This window comes from Methylobacterium marchantiae (assembly GCF_042679825.1).
Taxonomy (GTDB): domain Bacteria; phylum Pseudomonadota; class Alphaproteobacteria; order Rhizobiales; family Beijerinckiaceae; genus Methylobacterium; species Methylobacterium marchantiae.
Genome location: NZ_JBHTND010000011.1, coordinates 111,705 through 132,368 on the forward strand (window position 1 = coordinate 111,705; position 20,664 = coordinate 132,368).

Genomic DNA, 20,664 nt, shown 5'->3' on the forward strand with positions numbered 1-20,664 from the left:
GGCGGCTTTGTTTTCCAACGGGAAGGCGAAGCCGGCCCATAGAGCAAGCATGTTGCCGCAACCGCCTCTGCAGGCGGGAAACCTCCCTCTTTGGCTTCAGCCTAATTGACCTCTGCGATGCGCGAGCGGCGCGCCTGGGCCGGTTTCGCCGCAGCGGTGGCGACCACCGGGGCGGACGGCTTGCCACGTCCGAATTGGGCGCTGGCGGGTTGGGAACTCGCCAGCTTGGTGCCCGCCGGCGGCACGGAGAGCTTGGCGATTCCGGCCTTGGCCGTCCCTAGCGGACCCGAGGGAAGTGGTGCGGGTCGCAGGCCTGCGACGGCGACATGCGGGGCCACGGGGCGGACAGGAGGTACGGCGACCGCCGTCTTCACGACGGGGCCGGCGCGGCCGACCATGGGGAGGGCCGTGCCGCGCGACGGGACCGGCAGCTGAGCGACCTGGGTCCTCGGATTTGAACTGGCCGACTTGGCCTGGAGCATCTTCGGCTCGGCAGGCGATGCGACGCCGCGCCTGGAACCCGAGCCGTTCGCGGGCGCGGAACCCGACGCGAGGCGCGTCGCGGGCGGTGCGATATCGAGCGGTGCCGACCCCCTACCCTTCTGACCGGCATCCTTCGAAATCGCGTGGGCCATCTGCATCGGGGAGGCCGACCGCGCGGGGATGGTCGGCTGGAACCCGTTCGGCCGGATGGCCGTGGGCTGCAGGGCCGCCGGCACGGCGACGTGGGAACCGCCTGCCACCAGCACCGGCGCCGACCGGAGGGGACGGGACGGGGGAGCAGCGTCATCGTCCTCAACCGCAGGCTTGAAGGCCAGGGCAGGACGCTGCGCGCGCTCGAAACGCTCAGGCTCGGCATCGGGTCCGAGATCGGCCATCATCACCGGCGAGCGGCCGCCGACGCTGGCGGGCGCGCCGTCGGTGCGCAGGGTCGCCATCAGCTTGCGGTCGTCGCTGCCGGCGGTGGAGGCCTTTCCGACATATTCCACCCGCACCTTGGCTGTGCCGCTGCGATGGAATTCGAGGGCCTGGGCCACCTCCTCCGACACGTCCATGACGCGATTGGCGTGATAGGGTCCACGATCGTTGACGCGCACGATCATCGAATGGCGGTTCGAGAGGTTGGTCACCCGGACATAGCTCGGCAACGGCAGGGTCGGATGGGCGGCCGCGATGGAATGGCGGTCGAACACCTCGCCATTGGCGGTCATCCGGCCGTGGAAGGCGCTGCCATACCAGGATGCGAGACCCTCGCGGACGTAGCCCTTGGCATCGTCGCGCGGCACATAGGTGCGCCCCGCCACAACATAGGGCTTTCCCGAGAAGCGGCGGCCGCCTCCCTTGGGAATGGCATCGCCCTCCTTGTACAGGCGCGGACTGGCCTTCACGCCATATTTCGGATCGTAGGAAGACGAGGAGAAGCCGGCTGGCCCGGCGAGCTTCTGGGTGTTCTGCGCACAATTCGCGGTCGTCAGAGCCACCACGGACACGGCGAGGAGGCGCAGCAGCGGTACGCCCGCCGTTTGAGCCGATCCGGCCTTCGTCGAACGCGCCATACCGAACCGCCCAGCACTCTCGCTCTCAACACACGCGATACGGGCCGAGAGGACGGAAGAGCGATCCGGTCCGGCCGTCGCAGACCGCCTCGGAAAGGCGACCCTCGATTGCACAGACAATTGTCGTGTCGACGTAAAGGAAACCTGAACGACGCCGATGAGCGGCTACGCCAATCATCGCTCCTTCATCAAACGCATGAGAGGACGGTCTTAAAGATCCGCATATCTAGCAAAAATAGTGTTCGGGTGGATGTGCATATCGTCGTCCCGCACCGTGTTCCGACAGACATCGAGCCAATGTCGAAAGCTGCCACGGCAGATCAAGTTCTACAGCCAAACCCCTCATTGATATTCATTTTCTCCCGCCGATGCTTGGGTACCGGCAGGAGGCGGGATGTCAGCGCTGATGCGGTTCGTTGAGCCCGTCGATCGAGATCGTCCCCCGCTGTTTGAACAGCAGGTCGAGGGCTTCGAGCATGAGCGCGTGCATTTTGGTGCGCTCGGTATGAGCGAGGTCTCGAAGCTGATCGTAGACCGGCGGCTCCAGATAGACCGACATCTGCCGGGCTCGCTCTTTCAGGGTGCTCGGCACCTTTCGGGCCGGGGCATGTCCCGTATCGAGCTTGACAATGTCGGCGGTCCTGGTCGGCGGAACGGATGCCGCGACGATGGAGGCGAGGCTCGGCCTAGGCGGCTTTGGCATGCTTGATGACCTGCATCCGCTTCTCGATCCAAGTCCACAGCTTGCGCACTTCGGCGGCGGCCTGGCCCTTGGGATTGAACTCGGTGACGCCCTGGCCGACGCCGATCGCATCCTGGTGATCGGTGCGCGCGACGATGTTCACGTCGGGCAGGATGCCCAGTACGGCGAGGCCGTCGGCCGCATCGCGGATGCGATAGGAGCGTGGTGGGGTCTGGTTCAGCACGAAGGCGAACTTCTTCTCCAGGCGATAGACTGCGGCCAGGGTCGGCTTGAAGGCGCGCAGATCCGCCGGAGTGGGGCGGCAGGGGATGATGCAGAGGTCGGCCGCGCGGATCGCGGAGAGGGTCCCGGTGGAATCGACGCCGGGCGTATCGATGAAAACGTAGTCGTAGGCCGACTGCCGGAGTTGGGCCATGACGGCATCGATCTGCGTCGCATCGATCTGCGCGACCTCCGGGCCGTCCACCGTGCGGTGATCGAGCCAGTCGCTGATCGTCGCTTGGCGATCCATCTCGAGAATGCAGACCGACAGGCCGCGCTCCTGCGCCGCAACGGCCAGGGAGATGCACAACGTGCTCTTCCCGCTGCCCCCCTTTTGGGTGACGAAGGTGATGGCTTTCATCCTGGCGCCCTTTTCTCGTCCTGAGGTGTCGTGTCCCGCCGTGCCCTGGCGATCCATCGGCACGAACGGCCGATCGAGCCACCCGCCTCGGACCGCCACCGGATGCGCCCGAAGCCGCTGTCCTGTGACACCAGGATACCCTGATCTCGGTGTTTGGCGGATCATGGTTAACCAAGAGTTAAGGCGCCGCCCGGGCATCGCAGGATGCCGTGATCCAGGGATCGAAGCGCATCATCCGTGACGGCCGCAGCCAAGCCGAATCTGAGCGTTTATCAATCTCAAGTTGCCTATTTATTCCCGCTCTGCGTGTTATCCTCTTTCTAACGGCCGAATTCGCCATTAGATTACGGAAATCCGTGACGGCCATCGGATGATTTTTAAACCTCAGGTAAAAATCGACTGCTGCGATCGAGAGCGTTTCGAAGCGTCGCCACCGGTCGACTCACCCCCATGCACCTCATCTTCAACGCCCATCTCGGCGGTTCAGGAGATTCATGCCTCGGCGCACGAGCCCCCTAGACGACACGGACCGCATACTGGCCGCGCTCGATGCGTCGGGGGTCGTGGGCGTCTGGACCCACGACGTCTGGGCCGACCGTATCGCGGTCTCCACCGCCCTCGCGGACGTGCTCGGTCTCGCACCGGACACCGCAGCGGCGGGTATACCGCGCGACGTCTTCCTGGCGACGATCCTCGACGAGGACCGGCTTCGCGTGGAAAACGCCCTGCATGCCTCCATCGAGGCCGGCGGCACCTTCGAGATCGCCTTCCGGACGGTTTGCGGCGAACGCCGACTCGGTTTCCGTGGACGGATCTTCCGCGATGGATCCGGTCGGCGGATCAGAGGCCTCGGCATCGCTATCGATCATACCGAGGAGAGCGCCGACCAGAACCGACCGGAACGGCACGCCGAGCAGGCAGTGAACCGCATGGCGGAACACGCCATCGCCCTGCACGATCTCGCCGCCGGCCTCCACCAGCCGCGACTGGTCTCGCTTCTCGAATCCCTGATGCGGGAAATCGGCTTCACCCTTGCCGGCCATCTCGAAAGAGGGGAGCGACGGCGCAGCCATTAGGTACGCGGCGTGCCGCCTATTGGATGGGCCGGCGCAGGAGATAGGTGTCCATGATCCAGCCGTGGCGGGCCCTCGCCTCGGCCCGGATACGCCGGATCTCGGCGGCGACGTCGCCGAGACGGCCCGACAGGATCATCTCGTCATCGCTCCCGAGATAGGCGCCCCAATAGATCGTGAGATCCGGGTCGAGATGGGCGAAGGTCGGGTCGCCGTCGAGCATCACTACGGTCGTGTCGGCATCCGCGGAAAGGCCTCCGGCGATCTGCCGCCCGGTGGTGATCTGCACCGGCGCGCCAATGCGGTTGAGGGCGATACGGTGACTGGCCGCCAGGGCCTGGACGCTGGTGATGCCGGGGATCACCCGATGGTCGAAGGAGAGGCGTCCCCGCGCCACGATCCGGTCGATGATCCGCAGGGTGCTGTCGTAGAGCGAGGGATCGCCCCAGACCAGGAAGGCGCCGCACCCGTCCTCACCGAGTTCGCGCTCGATCATCGCCTCGTAGAGAGCTGCGCGGGCGCCGTGCCAATCCTCCACGGCGACGCCGTAATCGGTCGGGTTCCGGTCGCGCTCCGGGTCCTGAGCCTCGACGATGCGATAGGGTCGTTCCTCGATGTAGCGCTCGCAGATCTCCCGGCGCAGGGCGACGAGGTCGGCCTTCTCTTTTCCCTTGTCGAGGACGAAGACCACATCCACCGTGTTCAAGGCGCGGATCGCCTGGATCGTGACGTGCTCCGGATTGCCGGTGCCGATTCCGATCACGAGGATCTGTCTCACGGGTGAAGCCTCCTGACACACGACCGCCTGCGATCGGCCCTGTTGCGAGCGCATGCCTTATGCTACGCTCGTCGTCGACATGAAACTCGACCGGCGGAATCCGAACCGGGGCCTTGCGCTCTGGCTGATGGCGGTGATCGTCTCGATCGCCGGCTTCTGCATGTCGTCGCCCGCGAGCGCCCATTCGGGCCATCGACATGATGGCGGCGCTCACGTCGTAGGGGTCCAGGCTTCGATCTCCCTCGACGCGAAGGCGGTCCGCGGCGCGGACATCGCCAGATCCGGCATGCGCATGACTATGTTCGTCTTGCGCGCCGAGCATCATTCCGGCTGTTCCGGCCCCTGCTGCACTGCTTCCTGCGGAGCCGCCTGTTGCTGCGCCATTGGCTTGGCACCGACCGAGGGGGATGCCGCCACCGCTCGCGGCTTGACCGATCCGGTTCCGGCGGGGCCCATCTCCGCCCGGACGGACGTTGCCCCGGATTCACCTTCCGAACCACCGAGACCCTTCGCCTGACGTGACGACGGCGTTCCACGCCCGGCTGCCTGCCGGCGTCGTGTGAACCGCCTTCCCTGCTTCAGCGGCGTTGAGGTTTCTCACATCATGTCCATCGTTTTCCCGGTCGCCCTGCGCCTCGTCGCAGCGTGCGCCGTTGCCTGGGCGGGCCTGTCCAGCGCGGCTCTTTCCCATGAGGGGCATTCCCACGGCGACGAGGCCCCGCTCCTGCCGGTCACCGCGGCGGCACCGAGAGCGGAAGCGAAGTCGGAACGCTACGAACTCGTCGCCACCGTGCAAGGCCACGACCTCGTCTTCCATCTCGACGCGTTCGAGACCAACGCCCCGGTCACCGAGGCCACCCTCGCCCTCTCGACGCCGGACGGGCGCAGGAAGGCCGAGATCCAGGCCGACGGCACCTACCGGCTCCCGGCGCCCTGGCTCGAGGAGGCGGAGCATCACGACCTCATCGTCGCGGTGACGGCGGAGGGCAGCACCGACATCCTCTCCCTCGATCTCGACCTCCCGCCCGCCAAAGGCGTGGCGGCGACGTCCGAGACACCGGCCACCGTCTCGCTGGTCGAGCGCCTGGGGCACCAGCCGCCTTCCGTCACCGCCGCCGGAGGCTTCCTTCTCGGCCTCGGCGCCGTCGTCCTGTTCCGGCGTCGGCGCACGATCCCCATCGTCGTCGTCCTGGCGGTCACGGCGACGATCGTGCTGGGCAGCGCCGCTCTCGCCCATGAAGGCCACGATTCCGCGCCGGCCGAGGGCGGAATGATGGCGACCCCGCTCTCGGGCGGTGCCGACAGGGCCAAGCGCCTGGCGGATGGGTCGATCTTCGTGCCGAAATCGCTCCAGCGGCTCCTCGTCCTGCGCACCGCCATGACGGCGACGGAGAGCGTGGCCCGTACCGTGGCCCTGCCCGGCCGGGTCATCGCCGATCCCAATGCCAGCGGCGTAGTGCAATCCTCGGTCGGCGGCCGTCTGGCACCTCCGGAAAACGGTTTCCCCCGCCTCGGAACCCGTGTGAAGCGCGGCGAGGTGCTTGCCACCGTCACCCCGCCGGTCCAGGCGGTGGACGTCTCCGACATGCGCCAGCGCCAGGGCGAGCTCGACCAGCAGATCGCGATCCTCGACCGGCGCGTGATCCGGTTCGAGCGGCTTGCCGGGACGGGCGCCGTCGCGCAGACCCAGCTCGACGATGCCCGTTCCGAGCGCGACGGCCTGAAGGACCGCCGCGCCGCCCTCGATGCGGTCCGCGGCTCGCCCGAGGCACTGGTCGCGCCGGTGGACGGCGTCATCGCCGAGGCCACAGCAACGGCTGGCGCCATGGCCGCCCCCGGTACCGTCGTCTTCCGCATCGTCGATCCGGCGAAACTCTGGGTCGAGGCTCTGAGCTTCGAGGCGCTGGCGCCCGAGGGCGCAGCCACGGCCCGGCTCGGCGACGGACGCAGCATGGCGCTGACCTATCGCGGCGCCGGTCTCGCCGACCGCAACCAGGCCGTGCCGGTGCAGTTCGCGGTGGCGAGCGATCCGGCCGGCCTGCGGCTCGGGCAGTTCGTCACCGTCCACGCCCCGCTGACGGGGGAGCGGACCGGACTGGCGGTGCCGCGCTCCGGCATCCTCCGGGCCGAGGGCGGCAGCGTCGTCTACGAGCATGTGGGGGCCGAGCGTTTCGTGGCGCGGCAGGTCCGCACGGATCCCCTCGATGCCGAACGGACGCTCATCGCCGGCGGACTGGAGCCGGGACGGCGCGTGGTCGTCCAGGGCGCCGAGCTTCTCGACCAGATCCGCTGAGGAGGCAGACCCATGTTCGGCCTCATCGTCGCGCAATCCCTGCGCAACCGTCTGCTCGTCCTGGCCCTCGCCTTCGCGCTGGTGCTCACCGGCGCGCTGTCCCTCGCGCACCTGCCCGTCGACGTGCTCCCCGATCTCAACCGGCCCACCGTCACGATCCTGACCGAGGCCGAGGGGTTCGCCCCCACCGAGGTGGAGCAGCGGGTGACCTACCCGATCGAGACCCGCATGAACGGTCTGCCCGGCGTGAGCCGGGTGCGCTCGGTCTCGGGCATCGGCCTGTCCATCGTCACGGTGGAGTTCGAGTGGGACACCGACCTGTTCCGCGACCGGCAGTTCGTCAACGAGAGGCTGGCGCTGGCACGCTCGGAGCTGCCGCCCAACGTGATCCCGCAGATGGGACCGGTCTCCTCGATCATGGGCGGCATCCTGCTGGTCGCCGTCACGTCGAAGACCGCGACCCCAATGCAGGTGCGCGAGACCGCCGATTTCACCCTGCGCCCTCGCCTGCTCTCGATCCCCGGCGTGGCGCAGGTGATCCCCATTGGCGGCGAGGTCCGCCAGTTCCGGGTCGCGCCCAATCCCGCCGCCATGCGGGCGCTCGGCGTCACCGACGAGGCCCTCGCCCGCGCCCTCCAGAATTACGGCGGCAATGCCGGCGGCGGCTATTCCGAGACCGGCGGGCGCGAGGTCCTGATCCGGGCGCTCGGCCGCACCACCGATCTCGACGACCTGCGCAACCTCGTCGTCACGACTCCGGGTGGTCCGGTCTACCTGCGGCAGGTCGCCGACATCGCCTTCGGGGCAAGGCCGAAACGCGGCGACGGCGGCTTCATGGGCCAGCCCGCCGTAGTCGTCTCCATCGAGAAGCAGCCGGGCATCGACACCGTGCGCCTGACCCGGGAGGTCGAGGCGGCGCTCAAGGAGATCGGGCCTTCCCTGCCTCACGGGATCGTCGCCGACAGCGTCCTGTTCCGGCAGGCGGACTTCATCGAGACATCGCTTCGCAACGTCGTCACGGTGCTGATCGAGGCCGTGGCCGTGGTGGCCGTGGTGCTGTTCGCCTTCCTGATGAACGTGCGGACCACGCTGATCTCGCTCGCTGCGATCCCCGTCTCCATCCTCGCCACCGCAACGGTATTCTCCCTGCTGGGCCTCTCCATCAACACGATGACGCTCGGCGGCCTCGCCATTGCCATCGGCGAGTTGGTGGACGATGCCGTGGTCGACGTGGAGAACATCCTGAGGCGCCTGCGCGACAACCGCGCGGAGGGCTCGCCCCGCACGTCCTTCGCCGTGATCGTCGACGCCTCGAACGAGGTGCGCTCCGGCATCGTCTACGCCACGATCATCATCTGCCTCGTCTTCGTGCCGCTCTTCGCCCTGTCGGGGATCGAGGGCCGGCTGTTCGCGCCGTTGGGACAGGCGTACATCATCGCCATCCTGTCGAGCCTCGTGGTCTCGCTGTCCCTGACACCTGCCCTCTCCTCGTGGCTTCTCCCCGGCCTCAAGAGCCTCGACCATCCCGAGAGCCGGCTGATCCGCGGCCTCAAGCGCGCCAACGGGCGACTCGTCGAGACGGCCTTCGCCCATCAGCGCCTCGCCATCACCTGCGCGATCCTCGCCGTGGCCGCCGCCGGCTATGGCGCTGGACGCTTGCCACGTGCTTTCCTGCCGACCTTCAACGAGGGCTCGTTCACGGTCACCACGACCTTCACTCCCGGCATCTCGCTCGCCGAATCCGCCCGTGTCGGCGCCATCGCCGAGCGCTTGCTCCTGGACATCCCCGAGGTGGACAAGGTCGGACGCCGCACCGGGCGCGCCGAACTCGACGAGCATGCCGAGGGCGTCCACTCCACCGACTTGGAAATCCGCCTGAAACCCGGCGGGCGCGAACGCTCGGCCATCGTCGCCGACATCAGGGATCGGCTCACGATCCTTCCGGTCACGGTGAATGTGGGCCAGCCGATCTCTCACAGGCTCGACCACATGCTCTCCGGCGTCAGGGCCGAAATCGCCCTAAAGCTGTTCGGCGAGGATCTCGATGCGCTTCGTCGCACCGCCGAATCCCTGCGCGCGACACTGTCCGGCATTCCGGGAGTCGCCGACCTCCAGGTCGAGCGACAGGTGCGCGTTCCCCAGATCGAGGTGCAGGTCGACCCGGCCAAGGCCGCTCTCTACGGCGTCTCCCCCGCAACGGTGGTGGAGACGGTGGGCCAGCTCGCCAACGGTCGCGTGGTCTCGACCCTCGTCGATGGCCTGCGCCGCTTCGACGTGGTGCTGCGCCTGCCCGAGAGCGGCCGCTCCATGGAAGCCCTGCGCAAACTCCTCATCGAGACGCCGTCCGGCTGGGTGCCGGCCCATGCGCTGGCCGACATCGCCGAGCGCGACGGTCCCAACCAGATCCTGCGCGAGAACGGCCGCCGGCGCATCGTGGTCCAGGCCAACACCGTGCCGGGCTCGGACGGCTCGAAGGTGGCCGCCGCCATCGCGGATGCCTTGGCCCGGACCAGACTGCCGGAGGGAATCAGCGCACGGCTCGAAGGCGCGTTCGAGGCGCAAGGGGAAGCGACCCGCCGGATCGGGCTCCTGGGCCTCGTCTCCTTCGCCCTGGTCTTCGCGCTGCTGGCGAGCCGCTACCGCTCGGGCGTTCTGGCCCTCATCGTCATGGGCAACGTGCCGCTCGCTCTCATCGGCAGCGTGGTCGCCCTCACCATCGCCGGCCTGCCGCTCTCGGTGGCCTCGATGATCGGCTTCGTGACGCTCACCGGCATCGTCGCCCGCAACGGTATCCTGAAGATCAGCCACGTGCTGAATCTCGGCCTCAACGAGAACCTGCCTTTCGGCCCCGCTCTCGTCCTGCGGGCGAGCAACGAGCGCCTCGTGCCGGTGCTGATGACGGCGCTCGCCGCCGGCATCGCCCTGGTGCCGCTGCTGGTCGACGGGACCGCACCGGGCAAGGAGATCCTACATCCCGTCGCGGTGACGATCTTCGGCGGCCTGATCAGCGCGACGCTCCTCGACGCCGTGCTGACGCCGGTCCTGATGCTGCGCTTCGGCGGCCCCGCTTTCGCGCGATTGCAGGACGCCTCGGGCAACGAGGCCGCCTCCTCCGCGAACGCGGCCACCTCTTCCGCTCCCGCAACGTTCTGAACAAGGAAACACCCGATGAAGCCGACAGCCCTCGCCGCGATCCTCGCCCTCGCGGTCGCTCTCCCCGGCCCAGGCCTGGCCGCCGAGCACAGTCATGCGGACGGGACCACCCACGATGTCGACCACGGCGCGAAGGCGCCGGCGAAGGGCAGGACCGCCGATACTCCGGCGACGCGTGCCTTCAAGGAAGCGAGCATGCGCATGCATGGCGACATGGAAATCCGCTATTCCGGCGATGTCGACCGCGACTTCGCCGCCGGCATGATCCCGCATCACAAGGGCGCCATCGAGATGGCGAAGATCGCGCTCCAGTACTCGAAGGACCCGGAGGTCCGCACGCTCGCCGAGGGCATCCTCAAGGCGCAGGAATCGGAGATCGGGCAGATGCAGGCGATCCTGAAGCGGACGGAGCCTGCGAAGAAGTGAGACGGCGCCCCTTCGTCCGAGGCGGCGGATTGCCCTGGATCGAAGACTTTGCCCGGCGCGGAGACGCGCAATCCGAGTCCTTGGCCGTATGCCCCCTGGTCTCGGTCGATCGCGGAGCTATCTGGAATGTCTCCAGACTGACTCCGCGAAACCGGCAGGAGGCGACTCGGCCATGAGCATTCCCCTCACCCTGACTGTGAACGGCGCGCTCCACAGCCTCGTCCTCGAGGATGCGCGAGTGACGCTTTTGGATCTGCTGCGCGAGCGACTCGACCTCACCGGCTCGAAGAAGGGCTGCGACCGGGGGCAGTGCGGCGCCTGCACCATCCTCGTCGACGGCATGCGTGTGAATTCCTGCCTCGCCTTGGCGGCGAGCCATGACGGCTGCTCGATCACCACGATCGAGGGCCTGGCGGGAATGCTGGCCGGCCCCGACGGGCTGCATCCGGTCCAGGCGGCCTTTCTCGCCCATGACGGGTTCCAGTGCGGATTCTGCACGCCGGGTCAGATCATGAGTGCGGTCGGCCTGATCCAGGAGGGCCATGCGGGAGACGATCCCGAACGTGTCCGCGAGGGCATGAGCGGCAACCTCTGCCGCTGCGGCGCCTATGCCGGCATCACCGAGGCGGTTCTGGCGGCCCACGGGGTCATGACCGGCCCCGACGTGCTGCCCGGCGGCTACGTTCAGGAGGATGCGGCGTGAACCGGTTCGATTATGTGCGCGCCTCGTCGGTGGCCGAGGCGGTCGCCGGCTTTAGGCCCGGCACTGCCTATCTCGCGTCCGGCACCAATCTCCTCGACCTGATGAAGGGTGGGCTATCCCGCCCTGAGCGGATCGTCGACATCACGCGCCTGCCGGGCCTCGGCGCGATCGAGCGACTGCCAGATGGCGCATCCCGGATCGGCGCCCTCGTGCGCAACAGCGCGCTCGCCCATGATCCTGCCTTCGCCGGATCCTATCCGGCCGTGGCCGAGGCCTTGCTCTCGGGCGCGTCGGCACAGCTCCGCAACGCGGCGACAACCGCGGGCAACGTCCTCCAACGCACGCGCTGCCAGTATTTTTACGACCCCGCCAGCGCCTGCAACAAGCGCGAGCCGGGGGCCGGCTGCGAGGCGATCGGAGGGGAAACGCGGACGCATGCGATCCTCGGCTGGAGCGAGCATTGCATCGCTACCCATCCGTCCGATTTCTGCGTGCCGCTGGCCGCCCTCGACGCCGTGGTCGAGATCGAGGGCCCGAACGGCGCCCGCGAGGTCCCGCTGGAGAATTTTCACACTCTGCCGGGCGAGCATCCCGAGCGAGAGACCGAGCTCGCGCCGGGAGAACTGGTCGTCGCCGTTAGGCTGCCTCCCGAGGCGACCGCCTTCGCGGGCCATTCGCGCTATCTCAAGGTACGCGAGCGGACCTCCTACGCCTTCGCCCTGGTCTCGGCCGCCGCCGCCTTGCGGATCGAGGCGGGACGCATCGTGGAGGCGCGGATCGCGCTCGGTGGCGTCGCGTTGAAGCCCTGGCGGGCGCGCGAGGCGGAAAACCATCTGGCCGGCCGGGAGCCAAGCCCTGATCTGTTCGCCGAAGCTGCCGCCAAGGCGCTCGAAGAGGCGAAGCCTTCCGGCGACAACGCAGCCAAGATCGAACTCGCGCGGCGTGTCGTCCGGCGCGCCCTGTCCCTTGCTTTGTCCGGCACGCCGGGTCGCCTGCCCGCCTTGCCCGCCAGCCCTTTCTCGGGAGCGAACCATGACGCCTGAGCGCGTGCGCCACGGCGCTTCCATCGGCCAGCCCGCGACCCGCAGGGACGGCGAGGCCAAGGTGACGGGTGCCGCCCGCTACACCGCCGACTTCAGGCCGGACGGGATGCTGCACGCCGTCATGGCGGTGAGCACCATCGCCAAAGGCCGGATCACGCATCTCGATGTCGCGGCGGCCAGGGCCCATCCCGGCGTCGAGGCCGTGATGATCCCGGAGAATGCGCCGAAGCTCGCAAAATCCCCGGACGAGAAGGACAACCCCTTCGCCTTCCGACTGAACCTGCTGCAGAACGACGAGGTTCGCTACGCCAATCAGCCGATCGCGGTGGTGATCGCGACGACGCTGGAGGCCGCCACCGAGGGCGCCGCCCTGCTCTCCCCGCGCTACGCCCCCGAGACCCCGCATGTGGGGCTCGATTCCGGCAAGCCCTTCGTGCCGGGCACGATTGGCGCCGGCTCCGCGACGTCGGAAGGGATCGGCGACGTCGCGGCGGGGATGGACGCGGCCGAGGCCCGCATCACCGCCACCTACGACACGGCGGCGCAATACCACAACGCCCTGGAGCCGCATTCCACCGTGGCCAAATGGGACGGCGACCGGCTGACCCTCTACACGCCGACCCAGGCGCTCTGGGTCGCCAAGGGTCGGCTCGCGGGCCTTTTCGGCATCCCGCCGGAGAACATTCACATCGTCAGCCACTATCTCGGCGGTGGCTTCGGCTCGAAGGGCTTCCTGTCCTCGCCGCAGATCCTCGGGATCATGGCGGCCAAGCTCGTGGGCAGGCCGGTGAAACTCGTGACCCGGCGCGAGCAGATGTTCGGCCCGGTCGGCCACCGTGCCGAGACCCGCCAGACCATGACGTTGGGTGCCAGGCGCGATGGTTCGCTCACCGCCTATCATCACCATACGCTGACGCAGACCAGCTCCTACGACGACTTCTTCGAGCCGTCGGGAATCATCTCCCGCCACCTCTACGCCTCCCCGGCCATCGCGACGACGCATGAGGGTGTGCGCGGCGACATCGGCACGCCGATCTTCATGCGTGCGCCCGGCGAGGCCTCGGGCAGCGTGGCGGTGGAGAGTGCCCTCGACGAACTCGCCCACGAGCTCGGCATCGACCCGCTGGACCTGCGCCTGAAGAACTACGCCGAGGTCGAGCCGATCACCGGGAAACCCTTTTCCTCCAAGGCCTTGCGCGAATGCTACGCGCAAGGGGCGGAGCGGTTCGGCTGGAGCCGGCGCCCGCTGGCGCCGCGGCAGATGCGCGACGGGGACGGGCTCCTCGTCGGCTGGGGCGTCGGCACCGCGACCTACCCGGCCGGCATGTTCCAGGGCGAGGCGCGGGCGACGATTAGAGACGACGGCACCGCGCTGATCGAGACCGCGGCCCACGATATGGGCCAGGGCGCCTGGACGGTGCTCGCCCAGATCGCGGCGGACGGGACCGGACTGCCGATGGAGCGGATCGACCTGCGCATCGGCGAATCGAACCTCCCCAATGGCGGCCTCGCCGGTGGCTCCACCGGCACGGCGACATCCGGCATGGCGGTCTACAACGCCGCGAAGGCGGCGGTCGCGCAGCTCGCCGACCTCGCCACCAACGATCCCGACTCGCCCCTGTACGGGGCCGGAAATGCCGGATTCACCGCGGCCGACGGGCGTCTCGCCCGTCAGGACGACCCGTCCCGCTCGGAGAGTTTTTCCGAGATTCTGGCACGCGCCGGGCGGTCCTCGGTGGAGGCCAAGGGCCAGGGCGCGGGCGACCCGGCAGCGCAAAAAACCTATGCAATGCATGCACATGGGGCGGTTTATGCGGAGGTGAAGGTCGATCCGGATCTCGGTCAGATCCGCGTCACGCGGCTGGTCGGTGCCTTCGCCGCGGGGCGGGTGGTCAACCCGCGGCTGGTGCGCAGCCAGTATTACGGCGGCATGATCTGGGGCGTCTCCCTCGCCCTGCATGAACATGCGGTGATGGACCGGCGCTCCGGCCGGATCATGAACGCCAGCCTCGCCGACTACCATGTGCCTGTGAATGCTGACATTCCCAGCGCCGAGGCGATCCTCGTGGAGGAGCACGACCCGCACGTGAACGCCCTCGGAATCAAGGGCGTGGGCGAACTCGGCATCGTCGGCACCGCCGGCGCCATCGCCAACGCCGTCTGGCATGCCACCGGAATCCGGGTGCGGCAGATCCCGATCACCCTCGATAAATTGCTGGATTGAGGGGCGCTTCGGTACCGGATTGCGGAGCGCTTCGGTGCCGGATCGCGGAGGGTTTCGGTACAGGATCGCGAAGCCCGATCGTGTTCAGACCCGGCGACTTCGCCGCCGATCGCGCGCGTCGTCCATGGCTGCCGGAATCCCGACGAGGACACGGAGCGGGTTCGTCCGGACGGGCCGGAACGCCCTCGGCATCGGGCCGCAGCCGAGACAGACCGCATAGGTCCAGCGCAGCCAGAGATTCGTGTTCTGGTGGTCGATCCCATCCTGGCGCTTTCGCGCCTCGGCGATGACCGCCCTGATCTCGGCCGCCCGCTCGTCGCTGACGGCCCGGCGCTGCTGAGCCGTGACGGTCGAGGACGGCGCGACGCTCGGTGGAGCCGCGACGGAGGGCCGGTCCTGCGCCGGCTCGGCGCAGCAGGGCGAGGAAACGAGAGTCGCAACCGCAAACAATCCGACGATCGATCGCATTCGTGCCTCCGAAATCGCAGAGGGCATTCCCCGATTTCGGAACGGTACGATCGAGAGAGCCGGAAAGTTTCAGATCCCGTTACAATGCAGAGTGCCGATGCCCCGTCGGTCGACAGTCGACGGGACGGCCGGAGACTGTCGAGAGCGGGATTTCGGCGTCTTCATGCGTCCGGATTCAGTCGTCTTCGCCGAAGATCGACGCGTCGGGATTTCGGCGCCGTGCCGGTCACTCGTCATGACCTTGCCCGAACTTGCATGACCCGCTCTACACCACCAGGAAATCTGCGACGCTCAGCGCCACTTTCGTGTCGATCACCGCGAGCGTGACGGCCTTGCCGGCTCCGCTACCATCGACATCGTAGGAGACCATGCCGGTGTCGCGGTCGTAGAGGACCCGGTCATCGGCATCGAGCGGTCCCGCCGAGACAAGTTTGAAGGCGGATGCGGCCAGCGAGCCGACCGTGAGGGCGGAGAAGACGTTGGCAGAGAGCGCGATGACGTCGTCGGCGAGGGAGAAATCGCGGATGTGATCGACGTTGCCGGTGCCGGGACTCGTGCGGAACAGGAAGGTGTCCGCGCCGCCGCCGCCGATCAGGACGTCCTTCCCGCCCTCTCCGGAGAGAATGTTAGCGCCGCCATTGCCGGTGATCACGTTGGCCAGGGCGTTGCCGGTGCCGTCGAGGGCCGCGTTGCCGAGAAGCCGGAGATGCTCGATTTGGGCGCCGAGGCTGTGGCTCGCGCTGCTCAGCACTTTGTCCGTGCCGCCGCCCGCCCCTTCCTCGATCGTGTCGCGGCCGTCGGTGACGTAGATGTCGTTGCCGAGGCCGCCGCTCATGACATCGGCGCCGCGCCCTCCCTCGAGCCGGTTGGCGCCACCGTTGCCGATGAGAAAATCGTCACCGGACCCGCCTTTCGCGTTCTCGATGGAGACGCCGTTCGCGATCGTGAAGCCGCCGGTCAGCGTCTCAGAGGTTGAGAGCCAGCCCCCTCCCCCGATCTCGGCCTTCAGGGTCGCCGCGCGCAGGTCGATCTTGGCCGCGCTCGATCCGCCATAGGTGATGGTGTCGACGCCGCCGGTGTCCCAGATCGTGGTGTAGCCGCGATTGGCATCGACATCGTCGCTGAAGCGGTAGACGTCGTTGCCGGTCTTGTGGGCGCGGGCGCCGTAGAGGTGCTGCAGGGTGGCGATGTCGATGGCGCCGAAGGAGCCCGGCTGGGCGTTCAGTGCCGTGTTCTCGTCATGCTGGGGCGTGAACGGGTTGTCCTCGCCCCAGAACGCGAAGGTATAGCCCATCACCGTGTAGATCTGGGAATTGAGGTTGCCGGTGCCGAAATCGCCCGGTCCGACGACGCCCGGAAGCTTGCCGACGTCGCCGTCATGCGGATGGTTGAGGCCGAGGCTGTGGCCGATCTCGTGGAGCCAGGTCTCGGAAAAGGTACCGAGACGGACCGCGGCCGCGGAGCCCGCCACACTTTCCGGATTGATGCCGACCGCCGTTTCCAGCCATTCGACGCCGGGAGCGGGTGTCCCGGATTCGCCGCCGCCGCCGGCATCGAGTCGCTGGATCAACTGGGCCCGAGCCACCTCGCCTTCGACGAAATCGAGGTTCGCGAAGCCGCTGACGGTGTCGTAGATCTCCTTGTAGAATTCCTTCCAGTCGCCCTCGTCGAAATCGTCGATCCCGTTCGCGTCGATGTCCTGCGCCTTGAACGCGTAGGTCAGGGTCGTGGCGTTCCAGGCGCCGCCGAGGAGCAGGCTGTCCACCACGGGATTCCCGGTGACGGCCACGGGTCGGAAGAGGTCGGCCATGGGGGGATCTGTCCTGATGGGGATGGGATGAGCAGTCGTTGTCTCCGACCGCGCCTGCCTTCAAGCATGATGCACTGTCATGAACAATACAGATCACGGACTATCTTTTGGTCCATGGAAGACTAGCACGAGACGTGATTGATGGAGGCTGAAGAAAGTCCAGCGCAGTGGTGTCAAAGCCGCCGTCCTTCCGCAAAGGGGCTCGGGACCGGGCCCGGCGGGAATGCTCCCGATCCGCGCGCCGGTGAGAGGCCTGCGTCCGGAACGAGGGCGATCACGGGTGGTCGCAAGCATCGGCTCGAGATGCCTCGACCAAAAGTCATCACTGATATTTGAGCCTCAGATTTTCCATCGCACGCATATCCGGCGGCCTTAAATAAGCAGCAACGGAGATGGTAGATTATAAACAAGCTTCATCGTATCCCGTCGATCGACGGGCATAGAGCGAAGTAGCTGTAAGCTGCTGGTCGTACATTTTATAAATGATAATACCATAAATATTCTTGCATCTATATTTCTGGAACCCGACCACTATGTGCAGGGACATGCCCTCATCTGTTCGGCGTTTCAGATCGGAAACGGGCTTTGGGGAACCGGGCGCGCGGAAGGAGCACGCCGGCTCTACGCTCTCGTCCGAGGCCCCTGACCATCGTGATCCGCCGTGGCATACTGCGGCGAGGTTCTCCGCAAGCACTAAATCGAGCCCATCCAGCCGAGCCCGTCCTCGGTCCGGCCGCGCGGATTGTACTCGCAGCCCACCGTCCCGGCATATCCGAGCTGGCATGTTTTACCGTGCCTGAAGATGGTCCGGCTTCGGACAGGAGACCGGGCCGCGCCCGACGCCATGGACAGGTGCCCGGCATCGAATCGTCCCGGACACAGCCGCCTTCCGGCGCGACCATGCACGGGTGAGGAAAGGCAAACGCCCGGGATCTACTGTGAGTGTCGCTCGTGGATGGGTTTGCGACGGCTTGCTTCCGAGCGGCCGAGATATCGCGGTGATCGTCGGGATGCGCGAGTTGAAGGCTACATAATCTAAATGAAATCCTTGGTGCGATAGTGACAGTCTTATTTATTTGTAATTATTTCGTTATTATTTGATTTGAATTTTTATGAATTGTTGTTCGACTGTCAAAACGCAAGTCGTATGCTCATACTATATCGGAGAGGCTACAATGATGACCTGTCGAGCTGTCACGCTTGGAGCCGGCGCACTGGCGTCATCGAACGTTCCTACGGCCCTCACCGCCACTTCGGACGAGTCTCAGGCGACAAATCAGCCTAGAGTGACCGTTTCCTTCATCACCGACCGCAATCAGTTGGCGAAAGGCGACGATGCTCTGTTCGGTTCGGATTTTCCCGGCGAGGGGTCGGCCAGGATTGTCAGTGGAACGATCGATGTTGTCCAAACAGCTGCGGGTTGGATGCATATTCCGAGCACGCTGAAGCCGAAAGGTTTTGCTGATCGCTCTGCAAATTTATCTCAGCTGAACAACTCTATTGAAACTGGTGATGCGGCGACCAGGATCGTAGACGATTTTCTAGATGCCCGATCGGACGACAGCACAACAAGAATCGCCGCTTCCCGCAAAATATTCTTCATACATGGATACCGAAATACTTTCTTGGCTTCTGTTAGATCGGCAGCACAGCTCGCCCATGAGCACGGAACGGCAGATATATTGTGTTTCTCTTGGCCTACAGAGGACAAAATATTCGGGTACTGGCACGATCAGGCGAATGCCCCAGGTGCAGGGGTTGATCTAGCGCCATTCCTTGGTCGGTTGCTTATGCTGCTCAATAGAGCGTCCGCCAATCGTCCGCAGGTCGATTTGATCGCGCATTCGATGGGCGCGCAGGTTTTGACTCATGCAGTTCAAAGTATATCTCATGCAAAAAATGATCTCTTAGACGTTAAATTGTTAAGATACGTTGTGCTGTGCGCAGCAGATGAACGATACACGGCGCTGAGCGAAAAGACAGTTCTGGAGCACTTGCCAAAAATTTCCGACACTGTAACCATCTATACGAACGCATCCGACGGAGCGTTATTTTTTAGTTACAACTTCATCCATCATATTGCTCGCTTGGGGGCTTTCGGACCGGATGTTCTGGCAAAAAATGTTTACTGGGTTGACTGTACTGATCTGATCGCGTCAGAGGGTGATGCAGTGAGTCACTCTTATTTCCTAAATTCTTCTGGTGTTCGAAACGATCTCGGGCAAGTCCTAATGGGGGTAGAACCGGGCGAGATTGTTCCGCGCTCACGCGTCGGACAGACGAACAAGTACATCTTGCCATTCGATTTGAAGACACCCTACGCGAGGAGTCGTGGCGTGGTCTGATGAATAAATCCATGTTGAGCTAAGGTTAAAGCGCTCCATCAGGGGCGCCACGGCGGCAAGCTGTCCGTTCCGCGCACCGATGCTTCGCTAACCAAGTCTCTATCACCGGCCAGTGACATCAAGATCCAATCCGTGAACGATTGCTTTCCAGTAAGATCTGAGCTGCCTCCTGCGACTTAAGTGGCTCGCGAACAGACCCACACCACAGATACCCCCAGCCAGATTCCGCCCCCTAAACCAGCCCGCTTCGCCCCGAATGGGCGTCGAGCCACCCGAGCCCGTCCTCGGTCCGCCCGCGCGGGTTGTACTCGCAGCCCACCGTCCCGGCATATCCGAGCCGGTCGAGTTCGGCGAAGACGAAGGCGTCGTTCACTTCGCCCGTTCCGGGCTCGTGGCGGGCCGGTACGCTCGCGGTCTGGACATGGCCGATCAGCGGCAGGAGGCGCGCGAGCCGCGTGGTCACGTCGCCGTGCAGGATCTGGCAGTGGAAGAGGTCGAACTGGAGCTTCAGGTTGGAGAGCCCCTCCCCGCGCAGGTCCGTGACGAAGTCGGCGGCGGCATCGACGTCGTCGAGGAAGTAGCCGGGCATGGAGCGGCGGTTGATCGGCTCGATCAGGAGGTCGAGCCCGTGCTCCGCGAGGCGCCCTGCGGCGTGGCGCAGGGAGCGGCGATAGGCCTCCCTGGCGCGGTCGTCATGCCGGTCGGCCAGGCCCGCCATCAGGTGCAGGCGCGGGCAGCCGGTCGCCCGCGCATGGGCGAGCGCCGTCTCGACGCCGGCGGCCATTGCGTCGAACCGTCCGGGCAGGGCGGCGAGGCCCCGCTCGCCGGCCGCCCAATCCCCCGGCGGCATGTTGAACAGGACGAGATCGAGCCCGTTGGCGGCGAGGCGCACGGCGATCGCCTCCGGCGGATGCGCGTAGGGGAACAGGAACTCCACCGCGTCGAACCCGGCGCGCGCCGCGGCCTCGAACCGGTCGAGGAAAGCGTGCTCGGTGAAGAGCAGCGTCAGGTTCGCGGCAAAGCGTGGCATGGGGCCTCGGTGTCTCTCGGAGCCCGACGGCGTTCGGTCGGCCGTCCTCAATCGCGGATGAGCTTGCCCGTATAGACGACGGGTCCCGTCGGCAGGCCGGTGGCCGAGCCGTTCGGCGGCTCCACCGAGACCGCGAAGACGCCCTCGCCCCGTCGCGCATCCTCGGAACCGGCGGGCAGTGGCAGGCGCGCCGCGTCCTTGCCGATCAGGCCGAGGGATTTCGGTGTCTTGTCCGCGCCGACGTACCAGAGTTCGAGGCTGTGGCCCGCCGGGGCCTCGGCGCCGACCGGACGCACCCGCGCCGTGCCCGCCGCCGTATCGATGCTGACGATCATGGCCGGCGCCTCGCCGCCGCTGGTGACCACGGCGACGTAGCGCGTGTCGCCGACCCCGCCGGGGCGGGGCCCGAGGGCGATGAACAGGGCGAGCCCGGCCGC

At 66.5% G+C, this 20,664-nt stretch carries 17 protein-coding genes; 9 read left to right on the plus strand and 8 right to left on the minus strand.

What is annotated here, in order from left to right:
* Positions 1 to 101: 101 nt before the first annotated feature.
* The 3 genes from ACFQ4G_RS10275 to ACFQ4G_RS10285 form a co-directional block, all read right to left on the minus strand.
* A complete protein-coding gene (locus ACFQ4G_RS10275; RefSeq protein ID WP_238202408.1) occupies positions 102 to 1,556 on the minus strand; it encodes a septal ring lytic transglycosylase RlpA family protein in 1,455 nt (484 codons plus the stop codon).
* Positions 1,557 to 1,953: 397 nt separating this feature from the next.
* Positions 1,954 to 2,259 (minus strand): ribbon-helix-helix domain-containing protein, encoded by a 306-nt coding sequence (locus tag ACFQ4G_RS10280; RefSeq protein ID WP_238202409.1) that lies wholly within the window; start codon positions 2,257 to 2,259, stop codon positions 1,954 to 1,956.
* Positions 2,243 to 2,881, minus strand: a complete 639-nt coding sequence (locus ACFQ4G_RS10285; RefSeq protein WP_238202411.1) for a ParA family protein — start codon at positions 2,879 to 2,881, stop codon at positions 2,243 to 2,245. Before ACFQ4G_RS10285 ends, ACFQ4G_RS10280 begins: the two co-directional genes overlap by 17 nt.
* 494 nt (positions 2,882 to 3,375) lie before the next feature.
* Between ACFQ4G_RS10285 and ACFQ4G_RS10290 the strand changes: the two genes are divergently transcribed.
* Positions 3,376 to 3,957 carry a PAS domain-containing protein gene (locus ACFQ4G_RS10290; protein ID WP_238202413.1) on the plus strand — a complete coding sequence of 194 codons (582 nt, stop codon included), beginning with the start codon at positions 3,376 to 3,378 and terminating at the stop codon, positions 3,955 to 3,957.
* A 16-nt stretch (positions 3,958 to 3,973) separates the two neighbouring features.
* On the opposite strand, the gene cobF is transcribed toward ACFQ4G_RS10290, so the two are convergent.
* Complete coding sequence (cobF, locus tag ACFQ4G_RS10295; RefSeq protein WP_238202415.1) at positions 3,974 to 4,732, minus strand: precorrin-6A synthase (deacetylating); 759 nt, start codon at positions 4,730 to 4,732, stop codon at positions 3,974 to 3,976.
* 52 nt (positions 4,733 to 4,784) lie between these two features.
* On the opposite strand from cobF, the gene ACFQ4G_RS10300 reads away from it, so the two are divergent.
* The 7 genes from ACFQ4G_RS10300 to ACFQ4G_RS10330 all read left to right on the plus strand — a co-directional run bounded on the left by ACFQ4G_RS10300 (position 4,785) and on the right by ACFQ4G_RS10330 (position 14,574).
* Complete coding sequence (locus ACFQ4G_RS10300; protein WP_379040131.1) at positions 4,785 to 5,249, plus strand: hypothetical protein; 465 nt, start codon at positions 4,785 to 4,787, stop codon at positions 5,247 to 5,249.
* Between the two features lie 87 nt (positions 5,250 to 5,336).
* Positions 5,337 to 7,025, plus strand: coding sequence for an efflux RND transporter periplasmic adaptor subunit (locus tag ACFQ4G_RS10305; protein ID WP_238202417.1), 1,689 nt, complete (start codon positions 5,337 to 5,339; stop codon positions 7,023 to 7,025).
* A gap of 12 nt (positions 7,026 to 7,037) precedes the next feature.
* Complete coding sequence (locus ACFQ4G_RS10310; protein ID WP_238202419.1) at positions 7,038 to 10,178, plus strand: efflux RND transporter permease subunit; 3,141 nt, start codon at positions 7,038 to 7,040, stop codon at positions 10,176 to 10,178.
* 15 nt (positions 10,179 to 10,193) lie between these two features.
* Positions 10,194 to 10,604: a CopM family metallochaperone gene (gene copM / locus ACFQ4G_RS10315; RefSeq protein WP_238202421.1), complete on the plus strand. Its 411-nt coding sequence runs from the start codon at positions 10,194 to 10,196 to the stop codon at positions 10,602 to 10,604.
* A gap of 172 nt (positions 10,605 to 10,776) precedes the next feature.
* Entirely contained in the window at positions 10,777 to 11,307 is a 531-nt protein-coding gene (locus tag ACFQ4G_RS10320; RefSeq protein ID WP_238202423.1) for a (2Fe-2S)-binding protein, read from the plus strand.
* The gene (locus tag ACFQ4G_RS10325; protein WP_238202425.1) at positions 11,304 to 12,350 is read left to right on the plus strand and encodes an FAD binding domain-containing protein; all 1,047 of its coding nucleotides are present in this window, start codon (positions 11,304 to 11,306) and stop codon (positions 12,348 to 12,350) included. The genes ACFQ4G_RS10320 and ACFQ4G_RS10325 overlap by 4 nt, the downstream gene beginning before the upstream one ends.
* On the plus strand, positions 12,340 to 14,574 hold the full coding sequence (locus ACFQ4G_RS10330; RefSeq protein WP_238202427.1) for a xanthine dehydrogenase family protein molybdopterin-binding subunit: 2,235 nt from the start codon (positions 12,340 to 12,342) through the stop codon (positions 14,572 to 14,574). The genes ACFQ4G_RS10325 and ACFQ4G_RS10330 overlap by 11 nt, the downstream gene beginning before the upstream one ends.
* Positions 14,575 to 14,658: 84 nt before the next feature.
* Here ACFQ4G_RS10330 and ACFQ4G_RS10335 read toward each other — a convergent pair whose 3' ends face one another.
* Together ACFQ4G_RS10335 and ACFQ4G_RS10340 are read right to left on the minus strand one after the other, a co-directional pair.
* Complete coding sequence (locus tag ACFQ4G_RS10335) at positions 14,659 to 15,042, minus strand: hypothetical protein (RefSeq protein WP_238202429.1); 384 nt, start codon at positions 15,040 to 15,042, stop codon at positions 14,659 to 14,661.
* 265 nt (positions 15,043 to 15,307) lie between these two features.
* Positions 15,308 to 16,852 carry a M10 family metallopeptidase C-terminal domain-containing protein gene (locus tag ACFQ4G_RS10340; protein ID WP_238202437.1) on the minus strand — a complete coding sequence of 515 codons (1,545 nt, stop codon included), beginning with the start codon at positions 16,850 to 16,852 and terminating at the stop codon, positions 15,308 to 15,310.
* A gap of 1,175 nt (positions 16,853 to 18,027) precedes the next feature.
* On the opposite strand from ACFQ4G_RS10340, the gene ACFQ4G_RS10345 reads away from it, so the two are divergent.
* Positions 18,028 to 19,197 (plus strand): alpha/beta hydrolase, encoded by a 1,170-nt coding sequence (locus ACFQ4G_RS10345; RefSeq protein WP_238202439.1) that lies wholly within the window; start codon positions 18,028 to 18,030, stop codon positions 19,195 to 19,197.
* 232 nt (positions 19,198 to 19,429) lie between these two features.
* Here the strand turns inward: ACFQ4G_RS10345 and otnI are convergent, their stop codons facing one another.
* A complete protein-coding gene (gene otnI, locus ACFQ4G_RS10350) occupies positions 19,430 to 20,227 on the minus strand; it encodes a 2-oxo-tetronate isomerase (RefSeq protein ID WP_238202442.1) in 798 nt (265 codons plus the stop codon).
* 47 nt (positions 20,228 to 20,274) lie between these two features.
* The coding region (locus tag ACFQ4G_RS10355; RefSeq protein ID WP_379040132.1) for an anti-sigma factor at positions 20,275 to 20,664 on the minus strand (390 nt) is incomplete at its 5' end.

Bases quoted from the DNA above. Each gene is read 5' to 3' on its own strand.
- ACFQ4G_RS10285 (WP_238202411.1), bottom strand. From the start codon at position 2,881: ATGAAAGCCATCACCTTCGTCACCCAAAAGGGGGGCAGCGGGAAGAGC.
- ACFQ4G_RS10320 (WP_238202423.1), top strand. From the start codon at position 10,777: ATGAGCATTCCCCTCACCCTGACTGTGAACGGCGCGCTCCACAGCCTC.
- ACFQ4G_RS10290 (WP_238202413.1), top strand. From the start codon at position 3,376: ATGCCTCGGCGCACGAGCCCCCTAGACGACACGGACCGCATACTGGCC.
- ACFQ4G_RS10305 (WP_238202417.1), top strand. From the start codon at position 5,337: ATGTCCATCGTTTTCCCGGTCGCCCTGCGCCTCGTCGCAGCGTGCGCC.
- ACFQ4G_RS10330 (WP_238202427.1), top strand. From the start codon at position 12,340: ATGACGCCTGAGCGCGTGCGCCACGGCGCTTCCATCGGCCAGCCCGCG.
- ACFQ4G_RS10300 (WP_379040131.1), top strand. From the start codon at position 4,785: ATGCCTTATGCTACGCTCGTCGTCGACATGAAACTCGACCGGCGGAAT.
- ACFQ4G_RS10345 (WP_238202439.1), top strand. From the start codon at position 18,028: ATGATGACCTGTCGAGCTGTCACGCTTGGAGCCGGCGCACTGGCGTCA.
- ACFQ4G_RS10335 (WP_238202429.1), bottom strand. From the start codon at position 15,042: ATGCGATCGATCGTCGGATTGTTTGCGGTTGCGACTCTCGTTTCCTCG.
- ACFQ4G_RS10275 (WP_238202408.1), bottom strand. From the start codon at position 1,556: ATGGCGCGTTCGACGAAGGCCGGATCGGCTCAAACGGCGGGCGTACCG.
- ACFQ4G_RS10340 (WP_238202437.1), bottom strand. From the start codon at position 16,852: ATGGCCGACCTCTTCCGACCCGTGGCCGTCACCGGGAATCCCGTGGTG.
- copM (WP_238202421.1), top strand. From the start codon at position 10,194: ATGAAGCCGACAGCCCTCGCCGCGATCCTCGCCCTCGCGGTCGCTCTC.
- otnI (WP_238202442.1), bottom strand. From the start codon at position 20,227: ATGCCACGCTTTGCCGCGAACCTGACGCTGCTCTTCACCGAGCACGCT.
- ACFQ4G_RS10310 (WP_238202419.1), top strand. From the start codon at position 7,038: ATGTTCGGCCTCATCGTCGCGCAATCCCTGCGCAACCGTCTGCTCGTC.
- ACFQ4G_RS10280 (WP_238202409.1), bottom strand. From the start codon at position 2,259: ATGCCAAAGCCGCCTAGGCCGAGCCTCGCCTCCATCGTCGCGGCATCC.